This window comes from Vibrio sp. CJQ_6 (genome assembly GCF_043106745.1).
Lineage (GTDB): Bacteria > Pseudomonadota > Gammaproteobacteria > Enterobacterales > Vibrionaceae > Vibrio > Vibrio furnissii.
Map to the genome: position 1 here is coordinate 58,681 of NZ_JBICMV010000021.1, position 21,184 is coordinate 79,864.

Genomic DNA, 21,184 nt, shown 5'->3' on the forward strand with positions numbered 1-21,184 from the left:
AAAGGGGGGAAATCCCCCCCTTTAGTGAAAAAGTGACGCTTAAAGTTCGCGAAGTATGCGGAAACCGACGTAATTGGCCGCCGCCGACGGGGAAATGAACAGCTCACTTTCTGCTTTTGCCATTTCTGGCGAGAAACTCCACGCGCCGCCTTTGGCTAAGCCGCGGTCATCGTTGGTCCATTGCCAGACGTTCCCAACCACGTCGTAGAAACCCAATCGGTTCGGTTCAAATGCGCGCACGGGTGATGTGCTCTTATTTGACCATGGCGTGCCGCCCCAACCGGTGTTGGCTTGGCCGCTGCCAAATGTATCGCCCCACCAGTAACTGGTTTTGCTCCCTGAACGCGCCGCAACTTCCCACTCATCTTCGCTGGGTAGACGATAGGTAAAGCCGGTCTGTTTCGAGAGCCATTCGGTGTAGGCTTTGGCGTCGTTGCGGCTGACACACACGGCTGGTGATTGCGCCGACTGTTTGAAGCCGGGGTTGCGCCAGTAGCTGTCTGGAACCGGCATGACTTCGGAGTTGTTGACCGCGATACACAAGTTTTGCAGCTCGGCATCGGTTTGGTAACTGGTTTGATTCACAAAGGTTTCAAACTGGGCCACGGTGACGGGGGTGGCGCTAATCGCGAAAGCATGATCAAGGCGAACTTGACGAGATGCGTTTTCGCCTAGCAGGTATTCCCCGCGCACCAAAGTGATCATTTCAGGGGCTTTGACGTTGCCTTTGAGGGAGTCAGCAAACTTAAAGCCTTGTTTTAAAACGTTTGCATGTTCACGCAGCACGGCACGCAGCGTGTGGTCAGAGCGAATGCTCAGCTCTTGATGGAATGAACGATAGCCCTCTTTTTCGACCGTAATCATGTGCTTGCCAACCGGAAGCATGATTTCAACCGGGGTGCTGCCGTAGCTGACGCCATCAACCGAGACTTTGTCGTTGTACTGATTCGAACGCACGGCCAAACTGACCCACGCAATCTCTTGCTGTTTGCTGGTCTGCGTGTTGTCCCCAGGGGCGAAACAGTATTGCGAGGCCACATTGAGCAGCTTGCACGGTGTGTTCTCTGCAGGGCGCGCATCGAGCTGTGCAGCAATAACTGTTTTGAATTTACTACCGTCAAAGAAGCCAGAATCGGTGGTGGTGTGTTTGAGCACGTGGATATTGAGCGACACGTCCGACAGATGCTGTTTCACGATAGCCGCTTCGCTGGTTTCATCAATCAGCCAACTTTGGAACTGTTTCACCGCTTTCTGCAGCGCCAGATCGGTGGTTTGTTTCGCACATTGTGCCAGCGTCATGTCGGCTTTACAGGCGTTCGTGAAACTAACTTTTTGATCGCCGCTGCGATTGAGCTCTGTGCGCAGACGTGCCACCCGCGCTCGAACTTTATCGTCATCCAACTGTGCGATGTTTTGCTCAATGACCTGTTGCGTGGCTTGCGCTTGCACCAGTGCGGCTTGTTGCTCTTGCAGTTTCTGCTCGGCTGCTAAGCGCGCTTTCTGATTCTGTTTGACGTTGGCCCAAGCGGCCTGATAGGCGTTCTGAGAGACCGAGAGATCCAGATCAGGTTCATCAATCATCTTGCGATAATCGCGTTCGAGATTCGCTTTGGCGGTACTCAGCGCTGCGTCCAAGCTTTGCGTTTGTTGATTGAGGCGATCCAGTTCGCTCTGCTGATTATCGACAGCAGTTTGCTGAGTCTGGGTTGCCTTTTTTGCATCCTGCAACTCTGAGTGCTTACTGAACAGCGCGTCGTCAATGGCCACAACGGTAGCGGGTGCTACGGTTTCAGCCATGGTGGGCGCAGCAATCAAGCAAGGCGAGAGTGCGAATAACAGAGCGGGTAAACCTTGTCGCATGGTTGTCTACTTCAGTTAAATGTTGAAAAAACTGTCGGTATTCTAAACGAAAACGCCATTTTGTCAGAAGTCATCTTTCAATAACTTAGTGACAAAATGGCGTTGAAACGACAGCGTTGTGATACGCGACGACCAATCCGATGATTAGCTGTCTTTATTTGGGCGAAGCTTCACCCAAACGGTGTCATTGCCGTTCACGGTAATCACGCGGTTGTAGCTCTCATAACCGTCTTTCGACACGGTAACCTGATGGCGACCGGCAGGAAGAACGATTTCAACCGGCGTACTGCCGTAGCTGATGCCATTGATGGTCACTGAATCATTGTACTGATCCGAACGCACGGTCACGTTGGCCCACTGCTTGTCTTTTTTAACGTTCTTCTCATCAGAAGCGCCTTTTAAGCAGTAGCGGCTCGACACGTTCAGCAGTTTACAGGCCGCCACCGCTTCTGGCTTGGCCTGAAGCTGCGCTTGCATCTGGGTAAAGTATTCGTTGTTGCCTTCGAAACCACTGCGAATGATTTGACTCTCTTGTACGTGAATGTTGAGTTCTACGCCATTGAGGTTTTGCTTCGCAATCACAGATTCGGTTAGGTTATCCAACAACTTCGCACGAAAGGTTTTCACCGCTTTCTGCTTGGTCAGGTGTTGGCCTTGGCTCGAACATTCGCCCAGCGTCATGGTGGTGGAACACGCCGTCTTATAACTGGTTTCCATCACATCGCTTTCACGCAATTCAGCATCCAGACGTTTGACGCGCGCTTCGATTTTGCTCTCTTCCAGATTCGAAAACTCGGTTTTCAAACGCGCTTGCTTCTGTTTAATCTGCGACAGACGCATTTCGCTTTCGGTGATCGCTTGATCGTTGGTCAGCTTTTCAGACTGGTTGTCTTTGACGGCTGTCCAGCTTTCCTGATACTTCTTCTGGAACGTGACTAAGTCGGTGTCCGGATCTTCGAGAAGACGGCTATATTGTTTGTCCAGCGCCGACTTGGCACGGTTACGTTTAGCATCCAGCTCTTCGCTTTCGCGCTGCAGACGAGCTTGTTCGTTCTTCAGCTGCTGAAGTTTTGAGCCTTCTGTGTCGTACTCAGAGACGATAGAATCGATCTCGCTCTGTTTTGTACTGATTTTCTCATCGATAGCGGCGACAGGATCTACCTGTGTTATTTCATCCGCGTATACCGATGCAGATACCCAAACTGGGCTTAGCGCAAGCAGTAGCGCTGGGAGGCGATGTTTAATCATAGGTCCCTGCAACAAATTGATATGGTTCCACTGGGAGCAGTGGCAATAGACAAACTTTTGACAGCGTTATCAATACGCTGGCTCTTGTAATGCAAATGCTCTTTTTTATAGCAAAAAAATCACCAAAACCGGGCAATAGGCCACTGATTTTGTGAATCTTATAACTCTGCAAACTCCATTTTGAGCAGATTATCGAAATATGCAAGCTCCGATTCCCGATCTGGTTTGACGTTTTTCAATTGAACACTCATTGACCGTAATTTATGTGCACTTGATCATTGTTCCGAGATGTTCCACGCGGTCAATTTCACCCGGTCGACCCATCCAATTGGCGTATGTTTACTTTCTGAGCGGCGACAGAGGCGAGATTTTCGCTTCTGACAAATTTGTTATAAAATGCAGACCTGTCATCGTGAGGTGAAACGATCATGAGTAATTTATCTTCACACAATCCGCCCATTTTGGAGCAAAGAGCCAAACTTTTGTCGCCCAAACCGGCGGAGCTGGTGACTTTGCCTTCGCACATGCACTGCCACGATCACAGTTACACGCAAATCGTTATCGGCTTAAAAGGTCAGGCTGAATTTGAAGTCAGCGGCATGGGCAATATTGTCGGCCCGGGGCAGGGGTGCGTGGTGACGTCAGGCTCTGACCATGCCTTTGGTGGCATTGTCGGGCAGTCGGATATTCTGGTGCTGAACATGCCACAGGCTTCGGCAGACGATCCGTTGATGTTGCAAAAAATCAACGATTTATCGCGCGCTGATGTCTACTTCCAATTGGATGGCCAGATTCAGAAACTGGTGCAAATGTTGGTGCAGGAAATGCAAAACAGCCCAGAAGATATGCTGCTTAGCCGCGCCTGTGGTGACACCGTTTTGGCGCTGTTGCAGCGGCATATTTCAGCGTTTGAAACCCATCGGAAAGAATCGCGCTTTGATTTAGACGCCATTGACCGTTACATCGAACAGCACATCAGTAGCCGCATTTCAGTGGCGCAGCTTGCGGGCAGCGTGTTTCTGGGTGAAAGCCAATTCCATATGCTGTTCAAAGAACAAATGGGCATCACGCCGCACCAATACGTGCTCGGTAAGCGCGTGGATATGGCGAAACACCTCATCGAGCAGGGCCGATTGACGTTTGGTCAAGTGGCAGAACTGAGCGGTTTTTCGAACCAAAGCACCTTTGCTCATACATTTTCTCGCCTTCAAGGGGTTTCCCCGTCCCAGTACAAAAAAATGTGTCGTAATTAAACGCTGAATATTGCGAATTTTAATGAGAATTATTCTATAACCCGAAACTGTTCACGCGGTTTCGGGTTATTTATTTGCGAAATTTGGTAAATGAACAGCATTTTATTTTGTCTAAATTGATGTGATTCTGTTTTTGTTTTGTTAAAAAACCGAGTTTTTGGCAAAAAGCTCGGAGTTTTTGACAAGTATTCTTCACGCGCTCAAAATACACTGCCAGCCATTGTAGGAAACCCGACCCTATCATTCTCGGGTGTGAGATTAAGGAAAACGCATGTTTACAGCAACTGATGTGTTGAAAGCAGAATTTGTTGAGCAGCCGCTCAGCAAATTGTGGTCACAGATCTCGCCACTTTACATGGTGGACGAATCCCAATGGCTAAAACAACTCTTACCGTTGGCGACCCCAAGCGATGCAGAAAAATCATCGATGGCCGTCAAAACCACTGAACTGATCGAAGCCATTCGCAGAGACAAAAAGTCGATTCAGATGATCGATGCGCTGCTGCTTGAATACAGTTTGGATACGCAAGAAGGCATTCTTTTGATGTGTCTGGCAGAAGCGCTGATGCGTATTCCAGATACGGAAACCGCCGACGCGTTCATTCGTGACCGTTTGGGTGTGGCCGACTGGAAATCGCACCTCAAAAACTCCGATTCCGTGTTCGTGAATGCGTCCACGTGGGGATTGATGCTGACGGGCAAAGTTGTGGGTCTGGCCGATGCAGAAGGCACCAGCCCGGTTCAAGCGGTCAACCGTTTGGTGAACAAGCTCAGTGAACCTGTGATTCGTAAAGCGATGCATCAGGCGATGAAGATCATGGGTCACCAGTTTGTGCTGGGCCGCACCATCGCGGAAGCCCAGAAAAACGGCCGCACCATGCGCGACAAAGGCTACACCTACTCATTTGACATGTTGGGTGAAGCGGCGTTGACCACAGCAGACGCAAACAAATATTTCAAAGATTACTTGATGGCGATTGAAGCGGTTGGCCGCGACAAATATGGTCTAGATACCAGCCCTGCACCCTCAGTATCGATCAAACTTTCTGCGCTGCACCCTCGTTATGAAGTCGCCAACCGCGACCGTGTGATGACCGAGCTACATGACACACTGATCCAATTGCTGGAACGTGCGATGGAGCTGGATGTCGCGATCACGATCGATGCCGAAGAAGCGGATCGCCTCGAACTGTCTCTGGAGCTGTTTGAAAAAGTTTACCGCCACGAAAAAGTCGCAGGCTGGGGCAAGTTTGGTCTGGTGATTCAGGCGTATTCCAAACGTGCTTTGCCAGTTCTGGCATGGCTGACTGCGCTGGCAAAAGATCAAGGCGACCTGATTCCGGTACGTTTGGTGAAAGGCGCGTACTGGGACAGCGAAATCAAGTGGTCACAACAAAGTGGCTACACCGGTTACCCGGTTTACACCCGCAAAGAAGCGACGGATGTGTCGTACTTGGCGTGTGCGCGTTTCCTATTGAGCGAGAGCGTGCGTGGCAATTTGTTCCCACAATTTGCAAGCCACAACGCGCAAACCGTGACCGCCATTGCGGTGATGGCGCAACACAAAGATTTTGAATTCCAACGTCTGCACGGCATGGGTGATGCGCTGTACAACCAAGTGATGGCCGCATACAAGCAATCGGTGCGTATCTACGCTCCGGTGGGAAGCCACAAAGATTTGCTGCCTTATCTGGTTCGTCGTTTGTTGGAAAATGGTGCCAACAGCTCGTTTGTCCATCGTTTGGTGGATGCGCGTTGCCCGATCAACACGCTGACACAGCACCCTGTGGACATGTTGCTGGCGTTCGATACGCTCAACAACACCAAAATTCCGCTCCCGACGCATATCTTCCCTGAGCGCAGCAACTCGTACGGTGTCAACATCGACATCGAAAGCGAAGCGAAACCGTTTGAAGAGCAAGTGAACGCGTTCCTGAGCAAGCAATGGCAAGCGTCACCGATCATCAACGGAGAGATCCAATTCGAAAGCATGATCAAGGCAGCTGCCCAACCTGAGTTGGTGAAAGCGCCGTACGATCGTCGTATCGAGGTGGGTCAGATTTTCCACGCGAACCATGATCATGTTTCCGCTGCGATCGAAACTGCCCACGCTGCGTTTGCTGCTTGGAACCAAGCGCCAGCGCAAGCTCGCGGTGAAAAGCTCGATAAGCTGGCCGATCTGTTGGAAGCCAACTTGGCCGAATTGGTGGCGATTTGTCATCAGGAAGCCGGAAAAACCATTCACGACAGCATTGATGAAGTGCGTGAAGCCGTCGATTTCTGTCGCTACTACGCCAAACGCATCGATACATTGGGTCAGTTCTCCATTGACGGTTTTGATGGTCAGAGTCGCCAAGTGGCTCGTCAAGGTCGTGGTGTGTTCGTGTGTATCAGCCCATGGAACTTCCCATTGGCGATTTTCCTTGGCCAAATTACCGCGGCCTTGGTGGCCGGAAACACGGTGGTTGCCAAGCCCGCTGAACAAACCAGCCTCATCGCAGCGCGCGCTGTGGAACTGATGCTGGAAGCCGGTTTCCCTGGTGGCGTCATTCAACTGCTGCCGGGTCGCGGCTCGCAAATCGGTACGGCGTTGACGTCTCACCCTGCGATTGCCGGTGTGGCGTTTACAGGGTCAACCGCAACCGCGCAGCGCATCAACCAAACCTTGGCTGAGCGTGATGCGGATCCGGTGCCGTTTATCGCAGAAACTGGCGGTCAGAACGCGATGATCGTGGACAGTACCGCGCTGCCAGAACAAGTGGTTCGTGACGTTCTGCGCTCTGCATTTGCTTCTGCAGGTCAACGCTGTTCAGCGCTGCGCGTGCTGTATGTTCAACAAGACATCGCCGATCGCATCATTACGCTGATTCAAGGCGCAATGCAGGAGCTGTCTGTGGGCACTCCGTACCTGCACAGCACGGATGTTGGCCCGGTGATTGACACCAAAGCGAAGCAAGGCTTGCTGGCGCACATTGAACGTATGACGCAAACGCAGAAGAAAGTGGCACAACTGGAACTGGGTGAAGCATGTGAACACGGTGATTTCGTGGCGCCAACGGCGTTTGAAATCTCGGGCATTGATTGCCTGACCGAAGAGCAATTTGGCCCAATCCTGCACATTGTTCGTTTCAAAGCGAGCGAATTAGCCAATGTGGTACAGCAAATTAACGAGACCGGTTTTGGTCTGACGATGGGGATCCACAGCCGCAACGAGACCACCTATCGTTGGATCGAGAAACATGCGCGTGTGGGGAACTGTTACATCAACCGTGACCAAGTGGGTGCGGTGGTGGGCGTTCAGCCATTCGGCGGTCAGGGCCTGTCCGGCACTGGACCGAAAGCAGGTGGTCCACACTACCTGTATCGTTTCACACAAGTACAGTACAGCTAATCCGTTCAGCGAAGGAGACTAACCATGGTGCATCAAGTAACTCGTTTTTCTGACGCTTTTTCGGCTTGGGAAAATTGGAATCTGACTGGCTTTGACTCGAAATGTGAGTCACTGCTGTCGGTGAAAAAGAATTTAGAAAGCACGATGCCAGCTTTGGCAAAAGTGATTTCTTACCAACTTCAACAGGCTTCCACACTACTGGCGCATCCGCACCAATTTGTGGGGCCAACTGGAGAAACCAACGAGCTTTATACTGCAGGGCGCGGTGTTGCCCTCATCATTCAAGATGACAGCAGTAATGAAGCAAAACTGGCGGTCGCGGCTCAACTGTGTGCTGCGCTGGTCGCAGGCAACAGTGTCGTTTTGTGTAGCGATGATGCTGAGCTGACGTCCGCTCTTTCGTCTGCTTACGAGCAGTCCACCTTACCGGCTAACGTGCTGCAGTTTGCCACGTTCGATGCGTACCATCAGTTGATGGAATCGGACATTCGCTGCATGGGTTATGTCGGTAAAACGGCGGTCGAGCGTAGCCTCAACCGTCAGTTAGCCAAACGTTCAGGCGCAATTGTGAGCCTGGTGTCTGAAACGGATTTCGCCGCATTGCCTGTGGCGAACGATCCACACTTATCGCTGCGTTTTATTACCGAACGCACGCGCACAATAAATATAACAGCAGTGGGCGGCAACGCGACCTTGCTTGAGCTTGGGAACGAGGCCCACTAATCCTTTCTGTAGTTCTCCCCTCACCCTTTGTGAGGGGACATGGAAGGCGATCGTATATAAGAGGACATTTCAATGGAAAATAGCTTTGCTATTACGACCACGTTTATCGTCTACCTCATCTTGATGTTGGCGATTGGGGTCATTGCATATCAGCGAACGAAAAACTCGTCTGATTACTTTTTGGGTGGCCGTTCGTTAGGCCCGTGGCCTGCAGCACTTTCTGCCGGTGCCTCTGACATGAGTGGCTGGTTGCTGCTGGGTTTGCCGGGTTATGCGTACGCGGCAGGTATTGAAGCATTCTGGTTGGCGGGTGGCCTGCTGATCGGTACATGGGCCAACTGGCTGATCACCGCGAAACGTCTGCGTACTTACAGCATTACGACGGATGCGCTGACCCTGCCTGAATTCCTGTCTCGTCGTTTCAACGACAATTCGAAACTGATTCAAACCATTTCAGCATTCTTCATTCTTCTGTTTTTCCTTTTCTACACCAGCTCAGGCTTGGTGGCAGGCGGTAAACTGTTTGAAACGGTCTTCGGCATGGATTACAGCACAGCCGTGATTATCGGTACGGTGTGTGTGGTGTCGTACACGCTGTTTGGTGGTTTCCTTGCGGTATCATGGACGGACTTGGTGCAAGGCCTATTGATGGCAGCAGCGTTGCTGATTGTGCCACTGGCGGCAATGAACGGCGGTCTGACTAAACTGGATCACGACCTGGTGGCGATTAACCCAGAGCTGCTGACCATGTGGAATGACGTGAAAGGCCAGCCGCTGTCGGCGGTGGCGATCGTCTCGCTGGTTGCGTGGGGCTTGGGCTACTTTGGTCAGCCACACATTTTGGCTCGTTTCAAAGCCACACGTTCCAACAAAGATCTGACTACAGCACGCCGTATCGCAGTGATTTGGACGGGTTTGTCGATGATTGGCGCGATGCTGGTCGGCTTGGTTGGCCTGATCTACGTGACCAACAACGGCAACATTCAGTTGGATGACGGCGAGAAAATTTTCATGCTGCTGGTGAACGCGATTTTCCACCCAGTGATGGCGGGTATTTTGTTGGCAGCAATTCTGGCGGCCATCATGAGTACCGCCGATTCTCAGCTGTTGGTGTCGTCGTCAGCGATGGCTGAAGACTTCTACAAACAAGTGTTTAAGAAAGACGCGACGTCGGAAGAAATCGTGCGAGTTGGCCGTGCGGCGGTGATCATCATCTCCATCATTGCGCTGATTCTTGCAATGACGCCAGACAGTTCGGTTCTTGGCCTTGTGTCTTACGCATGGGCTGGTTTTGGTGCCGCCTTTGGTCCAGCACTGGTTCTGAGCCTGTACTGGGCTCGCATGAACCGCAATGGCGCATTGGCCGGTATCCTCGTTGGTGGGATCACCATCGTGGTGTGGAAACAGCTGTCCGGTGGTTGGTACGACGTGTACGAAATCGTACCGGGAATCATCTTCTCGACTATCGCGATTGTGGCAGTGAGCCTGCTGACGGGTGAGCCAGAAGAAACCGTGAAACAACAACACAAGACCTTCAAAAAGCACTTGGTTGAACTCGATTAATTGACCATCGATTGACACAACTGCGCAAAGCCCCACCGATGTGGGGCTTTTTTGTGCTTGTGTCAGCCCACTGCAATAGCAGAAACTCAATCGAAAGTGGGTGTTGTTTTTTGAATCTAAATCACAAACTTAAAACTAAAGTTTGGGACAATGGAACCAATCGATTCAAAATGCGTCAATTGTCAATAACTGAGCACACTGATAGGAGGACCCACCATGCCAGAAGCGTATTGCAACTGTTGTCGAAAAACCACACCGCACAAAGTTGTAATGAGGCGTAGCCAGGCGGAGGATGTGTCAGGCTGGCAGGGTTTTCAGCAGTTTATGGCAGCATTGATGCACGGTGAACACTATTACAAAATGGAGAAACAGGGGTTTTGCCGCGTGTGTAACCAACAATCGGATCTCTCGCCCGCCGATTTCTCTCGTGCCAGAGTGATTTAGTTTGATGACAACAAGATGGCTTCCGTGTGACACAGGGAAGCCATGGTTGTTTCTGTGCTCACAATGGGCAGTAGATCACTGATTTCACCTGACGCCTTCTCTGTTCTTCCCTTATTGGGAACTTTCGCAAAGTAATCTCTTTTCGTTCAGCTAATCTGTAGGTAATTTATCTGATGACATGACGAAGGAGCCCATTCATGCAGTTAAGTTTAAAGAGAAAGATGGTTTTCTCTGTGGTGATAGCGATCGCACTGACCGCCATCGCATTGGTTCTCGCGGGCTACAAAACCTTCCAGCAGGACAGTTGGCGTGCCATCGAAAGCGAAAGCCGCAATACGCTGCAAGCTCACGCGAAGGGGATTGGCGACTGGTTCGCGACCAAGCAACATGCGTTAAAAGGCTTGCGCGAAGAAATCGAACGTAACCCCAATCTCGACTTGGTGCCGCACCTGCGCCAAACCCTTGAATCCGGTTCATTTGGTCTCAGTTACTACGGTAACGAACAGGGCGAAATGTTCCGCCAAGATCCCTCTCTCAATAAAGCAGGTTACGATCCTCGTGAGCGCGGCTGGTACAAAGAAGCCAAAGCGGCGGGCAAACCCACCACCACAGAACCGTATGTGAGTGTCACCATGCAAACGCTGGTGGTGACGTTAACGGAACCGGTGCGCCTCAACGGCCAATTGATCGGCGTGGCTGCGTCCAACTTGGCACTGAACAAGCTGATTCAAGACGTGTTGGCGATTGAAGTGCCAGGCAAAGGTTACGCCATTCTGGTGAACCAAAAAGGCAAAATCGTCGCGCACCCAGACAAAGACTTGATTCTTAAACCCACGCAAGACATCGCACCGGGCTTAACCGTGTCGGCGCTGCAAGGGGTGGCGCATAATCACCAACTGCTACCACTGGCGATCAACGGCAAAGACAAAGTGCTGATGGCACAAAGCATCGACAACACCGATTGGATGTTGGTGATGGTGATGGACAAAGCCGTGCTGGAACAGCCGTTAAATCAAATGTTGTTGACCCAAACCTTGATCGGTTTGGTGATTCTGCTGGTGATGGCTTTAGCCACGTCGTGGTTTGTGGCGCGTCAGCTCAATGAGCTGAGCAACATTGCGGCGGCGCTGGGTGACATCGCTGAAGGCGACGGCGACCTCACGCGTCGTCTGGCCGTGAAAAGTGATGATGAAGTCGGCATGCTGGCTGATAAATTCAACATGTTTGTCGATCGCCTACACGTGATGGTGAAAAATGTGCGTGACGTATCTGTTGCGTTGAACGACGGTGCGAACCACGCGGCACGCTCTGCGGGGCAGCGTAGCGAGCGCATTCGAACGCAGCAGGACGAAATCACCATGGTTGCGACCGCCGTGACGGAAATGGCATCGGCCACCGCAGAAATTGCTGGCAATGCCGACAACACCGCGAAAAACGCCAACCAATCGGTCGAACTGGGGGCGCAAGGGTACCAACAAATGCAGCAAAGCAAGCATTCGATTGATCAGTTGGCGCAAGAGTTGACGGGCGCGGTGACCATCATCGGCGAACTGGAAGATCACGCCAACGAAATCTCGACCATTCTGTCGACCATTCGCGCGATTGCCGAGCAAACCAATTTGCTGGCGTTGAATGCGGCGATCGAAGCGGCGCGGGCTGGCGACCAAGGCCGCGGTTTTGCGGTGGTGGCCGATGAAGTGCGCGTGTTGTCGCAGCGCACGCATGCGTCGACAGAAGAGATTCAAACCAAGATTGCTGGCCTGCAGAAAGTGACGGCGAATGCGGTGACCGTGATGACGGAAAGCCACAAACTGGTGGAAACCAGCGTCACGGACGTCAATCAAACTGGCGAAAGCTTGCAAGCGATCAGTGAAGCGATTCAGTTGATTAGCGACATGGCCACGCAAATCGCTTCGGCGGCAGAGGAGCAATCGTTGGTGACGGCTGATATCAACGGCAATACTGAATCGGTGCGTGAAGTCAGTGATGCGTTGGCAAGTGAAGCGCAAGATGCGGTGCTGCAAGCCAAAGAGCTGCACAGCCTTGCGAAAGAGTTGGAGCAGGAAATATCCCGCTTTAGGCTTTGATTGACCGTAAACTACCAAGGGCATCTGATGATGCCCTTTATTTTTTCACTGTGAAGACAATCACAACCCGTATTGAAACGCTTCGTGCGGCGTCGATTCGCCAGTATGGTATGCACCAATGATGTGTCACAGGGAATTCGAACATTATGCATTTAGACCGAGTGGACCAACAAATTCTGCGTATTCTGCACGACAAAGGACGCTTGCCCGTGGTGGAGTTGGCCAAGATGGTCAATCTCACCACTTCCCCGTGTTCAGACCGGGTCAAACGGTTGGAAAAAGAGGGCTACATTAAGGGCTATCACGCTGAACTGAATGCGGAAAAACTGGGGTTGGATGTGCAGGTGTTTATTCACATTCGCCTCGATCAAACCAGTTTTTCTATTTTTGAGCGTTTTGCCGAAGCGGTGCGTGATGTCCCGGAAATTGAGGCCTGTTATTCACTGTCCGGAGATTTTGACACCATGATCAAGGTGCGGGTTCGGGACATGAAAGCCTATCAAGCCTTTATGTCGGGTAAACTAGGCACGTTACCGGGAGTCATTCAGACCCGCAGTGAATTTGTCATTGAAGAACACAAAACCAGTTTCGGCATCAACCCGGAACTCATTTGTGCGATATAAGTTGGAGAGATTATGGCGCAGTTAGCCGATGTGACCACGGAGCCGGTAGGTGATGTGGCGCTGTTAGACGCTCAATTTGGCCGTTTAAGCATTCAGTTTGCTAACGACCCGTATCCTTCACTGGAAAAGCGCCAGCAGCGTTTGGTGGCGCTGAGACAGGCTTTGCTCAGCGAACAGAATGCGCTGGCAGAGGCGCTCAGCCAAGATTTTGGTTTCCGTAGCCGTTTTGACAGCGTGCTGTGCGACATCGTTCCGGCGGTCAGTCAGCTCGACTACACGCTTAAATCCCTCAAACGATGGATGAAACCGCAGCGACGCAAAGCGGGGCTGATACTTTCTCCTTCGCGCGTTCGAGTGCGCTATCAACCGTTGGGCGTTGTGGGCATTATTGTGCCGTGGAATTTTCCGGTGGTGTTGAGCCTCGCGCCACTGGTGACGGCCGTTGCGGCGGGCAACCAAGTGATGCTCAAACTCAGCGAGCACACGCCGCACACCAATCAGGTGTTGCGCCGCATCGTGGCCGCGCTGGGGGACATTGCACTGTGTGTTGAAGGCGAAGCGCACGTGGCTTCAGCATTTAGCGCGTTGCCGTTTCAGCACCTGTTATTCACGGGCTCGACGGCGGTAGGACGCAAAGTGGCCTTGGCTGCTGCGCATCATCTCACGCCCGTCACGTTGGAACTCGGCGGTAAATCCCCGGTGATTATCGCCCCTGATGCCGATTTAACTCGTGCGGTTGACCAGATCATGTTGGGTAAAGCGACCAACAGTGGCCAGATCTGCGTCGCGCCGGATTACGTGATGTTACCCGAGGCGCAGTTGGCGTCGTTCACCGAGTGCTATTTGCGCCGCTTTGCCAAACGTTTCGTCAACAAGCAAGGCAAGCTCGATTGCACGCACATCATCAACGCTACTCAGTATCAAAGACTACACATGCTGCTGGACGATGCGCGTCAGCAGGGTGCCGAGGTGAGTACGTTCAGCCATCCCGTTGAACTGGCCGAAGGACAAATGGCACCGCATGTGATCACGCAAGTGACCGATGCGATGCGCGTGATGCAAGAAGAGATCTTTGGTCCGATTCTGCCCTTAATCGGTTATCGCACCATTGAAGAGGCGATTGAACGGGTCAATGCGCAGCCACGTCCGCTGGCGTTGTATGTGATGAGTGATGATCAAGATATTATCGATTACGTCCTCAAACGCACCCACAGTGGCGGTGTGGCGATCAACGACACCTTGTTGCACGTCGCGGCTGATGATGCGCCATTTGGCGGTGTGGGGGAATCGGGAATGGGGCATTATCATGGCATCGAAGGCTTCCAAACCTTCTCCCACGCCAAAACCGTCCTGCATTCCCTCAGCAAGCTGCCGCGCAGTCGTTGGTTGCTGAATCACCGCAAACTGTGGCTGAAGCTACTCAGCCGTTTTGTGCTGCGTTAACTCAGGCCATGGCAGAGGTGCTGCGGCGCTTTTTGCACGATTTGTGTCAGCAACGCTTTTCAATCGTCTATGAAAGCACTACCATACTCGCAGTCGCGGTGCTGAACGCCGCGACGTTCTATCTTTTAAGTATTCTCAGGGCGGGGCGAAACTCCCCACCGGTGGTATGCCCTATGGGGCGAGCCCACGAGCGCTCGATTCGTCGAGGTCAGCAGATCTGGTGAGACGCCAGGGCCGACGGTTACAGTCCGGATGAGAGAGAATGACAAACACACCAACCGCATGGATTGAGGTTCCCTCGTTCCTTGGATTTGGTGCACTTGGTTTTGGCTTTTGATCCCTCATAACAGCCCTGATTCTGGTCATTATTAGGAGTAACCATGAATCAGTTATCGCTACTTGCCGAATTCGGCGACTCAATTACCCGTGTTGAAAATGCACTACAAGCGCTGCGCGAAGGTCGCGGTGTATTGCTGCTCGACGATGAAGATCGTGAAAACGAAGGTGACATCATCTACTCAGCAGAGACCCTCACATCCGAACAAATGGCGCTGATGATCCGCGAATGCAGCGGCATCGTGTGTCTGTGTCTGACCGATGAGCAAGCCAACAAGCTGGAACTGCCACCTATGGTGCAAGTGAACGACAGCAAAAACCAAACCGCATTCACCGTGACGATTGAAGCGCGCCATGGCGTGACCACCGGCGTCTCTGCAAAAGACCGCGTGACCACCATCAAAACCGCGATCAACCCGAACGCTAAACCGGACGACCTAGCACACCCAGGACACGTGTTCCCACTGCGCGCGCGCAAAGGTGGCGTGATGGCGCGTCGTGGCCACACCGAAGGCACTGTGGATCTGATGCAAATGGCGGGTCTGCTGCCATCTGGTGTCCTGTGCGAAGTGACTAATCCCGATGGCACCATGGCTAAAACGCCTGAAATCGTGGCATTTGGTAAACTGCACAACATGCCTGTTTTGACCATTGAAGACATGGTGCAATACCGCATGCAGTTCGACCTGAAGCTGGCTTAATCTCCCGCTTTACAGTGTAAAGGCGCGCTCTGTCGCGCCTTTTTTTGTTTGGGTGATGTCTTGGCGCCGGGTTTGGCTGGTCGCTAGTTCAATTTCAAATTCTGTGCAGAAATGATGTTGAACATTGTTGTCATTTTGAGGTCTGAATTCTGATTTAGACGGAAAATGAACACTGTTTTTCATTACGGTGATGGATGGAATTTTGACGTATCATCAGCAGTATCATTCGCTTAGCATCACTACGTTATTTTTATTCTGGATATTGTTTCTGTTTGTAAAATATTCCGTATAATACTTAGCATTTTCTCCTCATTTAGTGTTTATTGTCGTCAACTTTTTGGCTTTGGAATCCCCGCTTTTTATGTTACTCAAGCTTTTGTTTAAATGGAGTATTAACTTCGTTGGTCAGCCTAAACAGTCAAAGGTGAAGGATTCTGACAAGCCAAGAATTTTGATTATCCCTTACAACGCGATTGGGGATATGGTGATGACTGCGCCCCTGTTTAGTGCATTAAAGCAGGCGCATCCTGAGTGGCAGTTAGAAGTTTTATGCAGCTCGCGAAACCACGAGATCATTCGTTATCATCCTGCCTTGAGCCGTTGTTGGTTGCTCGATATCGACTTAAAACCGCAGCGCGCATTTTCCCAACATCGTTTACGTCAAGAACTGTATGAACAACAGTTTGATAAAGTGGTGTATTTAGGGGAACGTCGGAACTGGATTGAGCTGTGGCGCATCCATCGCATGAAGGCGAATCAGAAAGTTAGTTTGCCGTATTCCGATGAAGCGCGACAAAAACAGAAGAAGAAGCTGGATCCGTTTGCGCTGAATATCTTTAATGGTGTGGTGGGGAAAAACAAGCATCAGGTGCCGCACTTTACGCGCCGCATGATGAGTATTTTACCGGACTTCGGTGTGCAACAACCTGAGAAACTGGCGTTTAACCTGAATCTCCCTCACGTTGCGGACAAAGCGCATTCGCTGCCTCAAGGCATTCGATTGCTGTTCAACCCATGTGGTTCGCAAACCGGCAATACGTTGAGCGATGAGCAAGCCGTTTCCATTTTAGACGGTTTGCTTTCGCTGGGTATTCAAGTGTGTGTCTTTGATCTTCCTGAAAATAGAGCCAAGTTGGCGGCGTACGGGCACGATGAGCGCGTGAATTACATTCGTTCTGCGTCGATCAGTGATGCCGGCGATTGGCTGCGCGATATGTCATTGGTGCTTACGACGGATACGTCAATGGGGCACATCGCATCAGCGTTGGACGTGCGCACGCTTATCATGAGAGCCAATGAAGAGTGGCGTGCAAATTGTGACCCAATCTCTGAATTTGCCTCGATGCTGGTGGCGAAAACTCACGGACACATTCAAACCATTTCTGCTGATCTGGTGATGAATGAGGTCAAAATGCTTCTGCAAACCTTGCCTCAGGCGAAGTAGTTTCCGCACGCTTTCCGTCTCTATCCCTTTGTCTCAGTTCGTCCTTCTTTTACGTGATATGAGCGTCTGTGCTTAAGAACGCATTCTGCTGCTATCATTGGTGCGTGATTCATGGGGTCGTTATTCATTGTCTCGCGGTGCAATCATGCTAGAATTCCGCGCTGTGGTAGAGCATGCTCTACTTTAACGGTTATCAATTCAGAGTCTGTTCATGTCATTTTCCAAACTTGGACTGAGTGAAGCCCTGACACAAGCAGTGGCAGAACTCGGTTATCAAAAGCCAACCACCATTCAAACCAAAGCCATCCCGGTGATTTTGCAGGGTCAGGATTTGATCGCTGCGGCGCAAACCGGGACGGGTAAAACCGCCAGTTTCGTGCTGCCTATTCTGCACAAACTACAAGGACGTGAAACGCAGCGTAAAAAACGCATTCGTGCCCTGATTTTGGTGCCGACTCGCGAGCTGGCGATTCAGGTGGCAGACAAAGTGGCACAGTACGGTCAACACACCGGACTGACGACGCTGGCGATGTATGGTGGCGTGGAAGAGCAGGCTCAGAAACAGCGTCTGATTGAGGGGGTGGACGTGTTGGTGGCGACGCCGGGGCGTTTGCTGGACATGTACGGTCAGCGCGCCGTCTACTTCGAAGAAGTAGAAATGGTGGTGTTGGATGAAGCCGACCGCATGCTCGACATGGGCTTTATCGACTCGATCAACAAAATCATCGATCGCCTGCCACGAGATGCGCAGTACCTGTTGTTTTCTGCCACGTTGTCGCACAAGGTGCGCGATCTGGCGAAAACCGCGGTGAACGACCCGTTTGAAATCAGTATCGCAGCGAATCAGGCATCAAAATCGAACATCGAGCAGTGGCTGATCACGGTCGATAAAGACAAGAAATCTGCGTTGCTGAGCCATCTGATCACCGAAAACAACTGGGATCAGGCGCTGATTTTCATCGAAACCAAACACGGCGCGGCAAAACTGGCGAGCCAGTTGGAAAAACGTGGCATTACAGCGGAAGCGTTCCACAGTGGCCGCAGTCAGGCGGTGCGTGTGCAACTGCTGGAAGATTTCAAAGCGGGCAAAATCAAGTACATGATCGCGACTGGCGTGGGCGCACGTGGTATCGACATTCACGAACTCTCTCGCGTGGTGAACTACGATTTACCATTCCCGGCGGATGAGTACGTACACCGCATTGGTCGTACGGGCCGTGCAAACGCCAAAGGCGAGGCGATTTCGTTTGTCTCTAAAGACAACTTCAAAAACCTGTGCATGATTGAAAGCCGTCTGGGGCATTTGATTGAGCGTCGTGTGGTGGAAGGATTTGAACCGAAAAAACCAGTGCCAATCTCGATTCTGAACTACGTTCCGAAAAGCAAACGGACACCGCAAGACTAATCTCAGCCAGCATTGCGCCGCTATCGGTGCAATGCTGGACGTTTGGCGCGATTGACTATTGACGATCGCGCGAACGGCTTCCTCTTTCTTCTTCACTTCACAATGTTATGACTGACAAGCGTGCACCTTCGGCTTGCGCCAAGTCAGTCCGACGATCACCACACTCATGATGGCCACCCCAAACACCCAACTGTGGCTCTGAGTTGCGCCCCCGGCCAGCATAGCCGCCACGCCCGCCATCGATTGTTGCAAGAAACCACACAGGGCAATGCTACGTGCGCCACTGTGCGCAGAATGGCTCGCGGCCAGTGACATGCTGTTGGGAAAAATCACCGCTTGACCCCAAATGATCACCAAGTACAGCGCGAGATAACCGCCAGTCAGGACGTGCGGTGGCAGCGTACCGCTCAGTAGCCACAGGCCCAACATCAACAGGGCACCCATCGCCACGCAATAGGCGCCGCGACGCAGCATTGGCTGGCTGCCGATTTGAGTCACGTGGCGCTTCACGTGCAGTGACCCCAGCAGGTAAACCAAGCCTATCGCCAAACCAAATACACCAAACCACTGGCTCGAAAGGTGCAGCGTTTCGGCAAAGACAAACGGGCTGGCTTGCTGCAACGTGACGATCGTAGCAAAGCCCAAGCCGCCTTGAACACAAGGCACAAGAAATCCCTTGTCTTGAAGAATGGTCAGGTAGTGGGTGCTGGCGCTAGGTGTGTGCTGGGGTTGCGCTGGCCCTTTGAGTGGGAAACGAGAGGTGGTCAGCAGCGCCAGCAGAGCAATCAACGCCAGCAGCAGAAAGCTGACGCGCCAGTCACTGTAGCGCGTGAGCATCGCCCCCACAAACTGCCCCAGGCCCAAGGCGGCGATAAAGGCCATCGACAACAACGAGAGTTTTTGCGCCAACACGTCACCGCTCCAGTAATCCCGAATCACGATTCGAGCAATGATTGCGGCCCCGCCAGCGGCTGCACCTTGTATCACGCGTGCCAGCAATAACTGGGTCAGCGATTGAGCCATGTAGAGACTCAAGCAAGCACCAATAAACAGCAGCAACGCCAACGAGAGCGCGGGCCTGCGGCCGTACTTTTCGGCGGCATGGCCCCAGTAAATGACAGGAAGCGCCGCGCCGAACACAAACAATGAAATCGAGAGTTCAGCGCCGTAGCGGCTGATGTTGAGCTCGTTCGCTACCAAAGGCAGCGCGGGCAAGTACAACGTGGTGGACATTTGCGCCATCAATACCAGTGAGCATGAGAGCAGCAGCAAGCGAGTGCTAAGGGTTTTCATTGTTTCACCTCCGATGGCGTTAAAGTGCGATTCCTGTTTGATGCGATAGGAAAATAACAACCAACGCGATTGGAAATAGTCCCTAAGATCGGGGCGACGTGATGTCTAAATGGTTTGCGATACAAAACGAATCCTTATGATGAGATGACTCATGATGGAGAGGTGAATTTGTCGTTCCCCCGTGACAATCAGCTGCGCGGCTTATCTTGGTTTCATATCTTTATGAATCGGTGTTAATCTGGCAAACGATCATTCCTTACCTCTGATTAAGGCTGAGTTAATTGAAACGTCGACACCTGCCCCTGCAAGGATTGCTTTATTTCTATAAGTCTGCCGAACTGGGCAGTTTTAAATTGGCGGCTCAGGATTTATGTGTTTCTCCTGCGGCGGTGAGCCAGCAAATCCGCCAACTGGAAGCCACGCTCGACACGTCGCTGTTTACACGCAATCATCGCACCATCGGTCTGACGCCCAGTGGAGAAAACCTCTATCAAGAGGTCAAACTCGGCTTTCACCATTTGCAGGCCGGTGTAGATGCATTGACGGCGGATGAGCGCCCCAACCAGCTCTCCATCTCCGCACCCAGTTCGTTCGCTCATCACTGGTTGATCCCTCGATTGCAGGTGTTTCGCGCTCAGTTTCCCGACATCAGCATACTGGTCGAGCCCACCAATCGCCTCACCTCGCCCGACGACACCCGCGTGGATGTGTGCGTGAGATTCGGTTCAGGGCAGTATGCTGGTATGTATAGTGAATGGTTGATGGATGATGCGATTTATCCCGTCTGTCATCCTCATTATCAGCAGGAATTCGGCATTGAAACGCTGGCGGATTTGCAGAAAGCCGCGCTGATTGAAGATATTCATACCGACATGCGGTGGGAAACGTGGCTGAATGAGCATCACCAACCGGTGAAGCAGCCGACGCTCTTATTCGATGGTTCTCAGTTTGTGGTGGAAAGTGCTTTGGCGATGCAAGGGGTCGGCTTAATTAAGCACAGTTTGGCGCAGCGATATATTCAAAACGGCACGCTGGTGCGAATTGATGTGCAGCAATCTCAGCCTCAAGCCGCCTATTTTATTTGTTTACCAGAAAAGAATTTACAGCGACCCAAAGTGCGCTGTTTTATTCAGTGGTTGAAGCAAGAAATTGAGGGCGATGCCATGCCATCAGCACGTGTCGCGCACCTTGACCAAGTCACCGCACTTGACTCTATGCCCGAACGGCATAAAATTAGCGTCGATTTATAAACAGCAAGTTGAAGAAAACGACCATGCAACCGCTTTACGCCTCGGATCAGCGAGTGACCCGAGTCAGCTCTGACAATTGTTTGCGATGAAACATTGGACAGAGCCAACGAAATAAACATT

The 21,184-nt window shown here is 51.8% G+C and carries 15 protein-coding genes and 1 riboswitch; of the genes, 12 read left to right on the top strand and 3 right to left on the bottom strand.

From position 1 onward, the window contains the following. Nucleotides 1–39 precede the first annotated feature (39 nt). Together ACF8PK_RS11075 and ACF8PK_RS11080 are read right to left on the bottom strand one after the other, a co-directional pair. The gene (locus ACF8PK_RS11075) at nt 40–1,860 is read right to left on the bottom strand and encodes an SUMF1/EgtB/PvdO family nonheme iron enzyme (RefSeq protein WP_392441290.1); all 1,821 of its coding nucleotides are present in this window, start codon (nt 1,858–1,860) and stop codon (nt 40–42) included. Between the two features lie 144 nt (nt 1,861–2,004). After that, entirely contained in the window at nt 2,005–3,108 is a 1,104-nt protein-coding gene (locus ACF8PK_RS11080) for a PEGA domain-containing protein (protein WP_014257858.1), read from the bottom strand. Nucleotides 3,109–3,536: 428 nt separating this feature from the next. Here ACF8PK_RS11080 and ACF8PK_RS11085 point away from each other — a divergent pair, with 428 nt between their 5' ends. The 11 genes from ACF8PK_RS11085 (at nt 3,537) to ACF8PK_RS11135 (ending at nt 18,521) form a co-directional block, all read left to right on the top strand. Beyond that, nucleotides 3,537–4,361 (top strand): AraC family transcriptional regulator, encoded by an 825-nt coding sequence (locus tag ACF8PK_RS11085; RefSeq protein WP_014257857.1) that lies wholly within the window; start codon nt 3,537–3,539, stop codon nt 4,359–4,361. A gap of 271 nt (nt 4,362–4,632) precedes the next feature. Beyond that, a complete protein-coding gene (gene putA / locus ACF8PK_RS11090; RefSeq protein WP_004727404.1) occupies nt 4,633–7,752 on the top strand; it encodes a bifunctional proline dehydrogenase/L-glutamate gamma-semialdehyde dehydrogenase PutA in 3,120 nt (1,039 codons plus the stop codon). 24 nt (nt 7,753–7,776) lie between these two features. Beyond that, entirely contained in the window at nt 7,777–8,475 is a 699-nt protein-coding gene (locus ACF8PK_RS11095; protein ID WP_014257855.1) for an aldehyde dehydrogenase family protein, read from the top strand. 72 nt (nt 8,476–8,547) lie between these two features. Then, nucleotides 8,548–10,038: a sodium/proline symporter PutP gene (gene putP / locus ACF8PK_RS11100; protein ID WP_004727406.1), complete on the top strand. Its 1,491-nt coding sequence runs from the start codon at nt 8,548–8,550 to the stop codon at nt 10,036–10,038. Nucleotides 10,039–10,254: 216 nt separating this feature from the next. Beyond that, nucleotides 10,255–10,482, top strand: a complete 228-nt coding sequence (locus tag ACF8PK_RS11105) for a hypothetical protein (RefSeq protein ID WP_014257854.1) — start codon at nt 10,255–10,257, stop codon at nt 10,480–10,482. A 197-nt stretch (nt 10,483–10,679) separates the two neighbouring features. Beyond that, nucleotides 10,680–12,569 (top strand): methyl-accepting chemotaxis protein, encoded by a 1,890-nt coding sequence (locus ACF8PK_RS11110; RefSeq protein WP_014257853.1) that lies wholly within the window; start codon nt 10,680–10,682, stop codon nt 12,567–12,569. 146 nt (nt 12,570–12,715) lie between these two features. After that, on the top strand, nt 12,716–13,192 hold the full coding sequence (locus ACF8PK_RS11115; protein WP_004727409.1) for an Lrp/AsnC family transcriptional regulator: 477 nt from the start codon (nt 12,716–12,718) through the stop codon (nt 13,190–13,192). Between the two features lie 12 nt (nt 13,193–13,204). Then, nucleotides 13,205–14,635: a coniferyl aldehyde dehydrogenase gene (locus ACF8PK_RS11120; RefSeq protein WP_392441297.1), complete on the top strand. Its 1,431-nt coding sequence runs from the start codon at nt 13,205–13,207 to the stop codon at nt 14,633–14,635. A gap of 127 nt (nt 14,636–14,762) precedes the next feature. Continuing rightward, nucleotides 14,763–14,903: riboswitch (FMN riboswitch) on the top strand. Between the two features lie 112 nt (nt 14,904–15,015). Continuing rightward, nucleotides 15,016–15,672, top strand: coding sequence for a 3,4-dihydroxy-2-butanone-4-phosphate synthase (ribB, locus tag ACF8PK_RS11125; protein ID WP_004727411.1), 657 nt, complete (start codon nt 15,016–15,018; stop codon nt 15,670–15,672). A 424-nt stretch (nt 15,673–16,096) separates the two neighbouring features. Next, complete coding sequence (locus tag ACF8PK_RS11130) at nt 16,097–17,116, top strand: glycosyltransferase family 9 protein (RefSeq protein ID WP_392441300.1); 1,020 nt, start codon at nt 16,097–16,099, stop codon at nt 17,114–17,116. Nucleotides 17,117–17,327: 211 nt separating this feature from the next. After that, complete coding sequence (locus tag ACF8PK_RS11135) at nt 17,328–18,521, top strand: DEAD/DEAH box helicase (protein ID WP_032081627.1); 1,194 nt, start codon at nt 17,328–17,330, stop codon at nt 18,519–18,521. 105 nt (nt 18,522–18,626) lie between these two features. On the opposite strand, the gene ACF8PK_RS11140 is transcribed toward ACF8PK_RS11135, so the two are convergent. Next, nucleotides 18,627–19,814 carry an MFS transporter gene (locus ACF8PK_RS11140; protein ID WP_392441303.1) on the bottom strand — a complete coding sequence of 396 codons (1,188 nt, stop codon included), beginning with the start codon at nt 19,812–19,814 and terminating at the stop codon, nt 18,627–18,629. Nucleotides 19,815–20,095: 281 nt separating this feature from the next. On the opposite strand from ACF8PK_RS11140, the gene ACF8PK_RS11145 reads away from it, so the two are divergent. Next, nucleotides 20,096–21,064, top strand: coding sequence for a LysR substrate-binding domain-containing protein (locus ACF8PK_RS11145; RefSeq protein ID WP_392441306.1), 969 nt, complete (start codon nt 20,096–20,098; stop codon nt 21,062–21,064). Nucleotides 21,065–21,184: the final 120 nt, after the last annotated feature.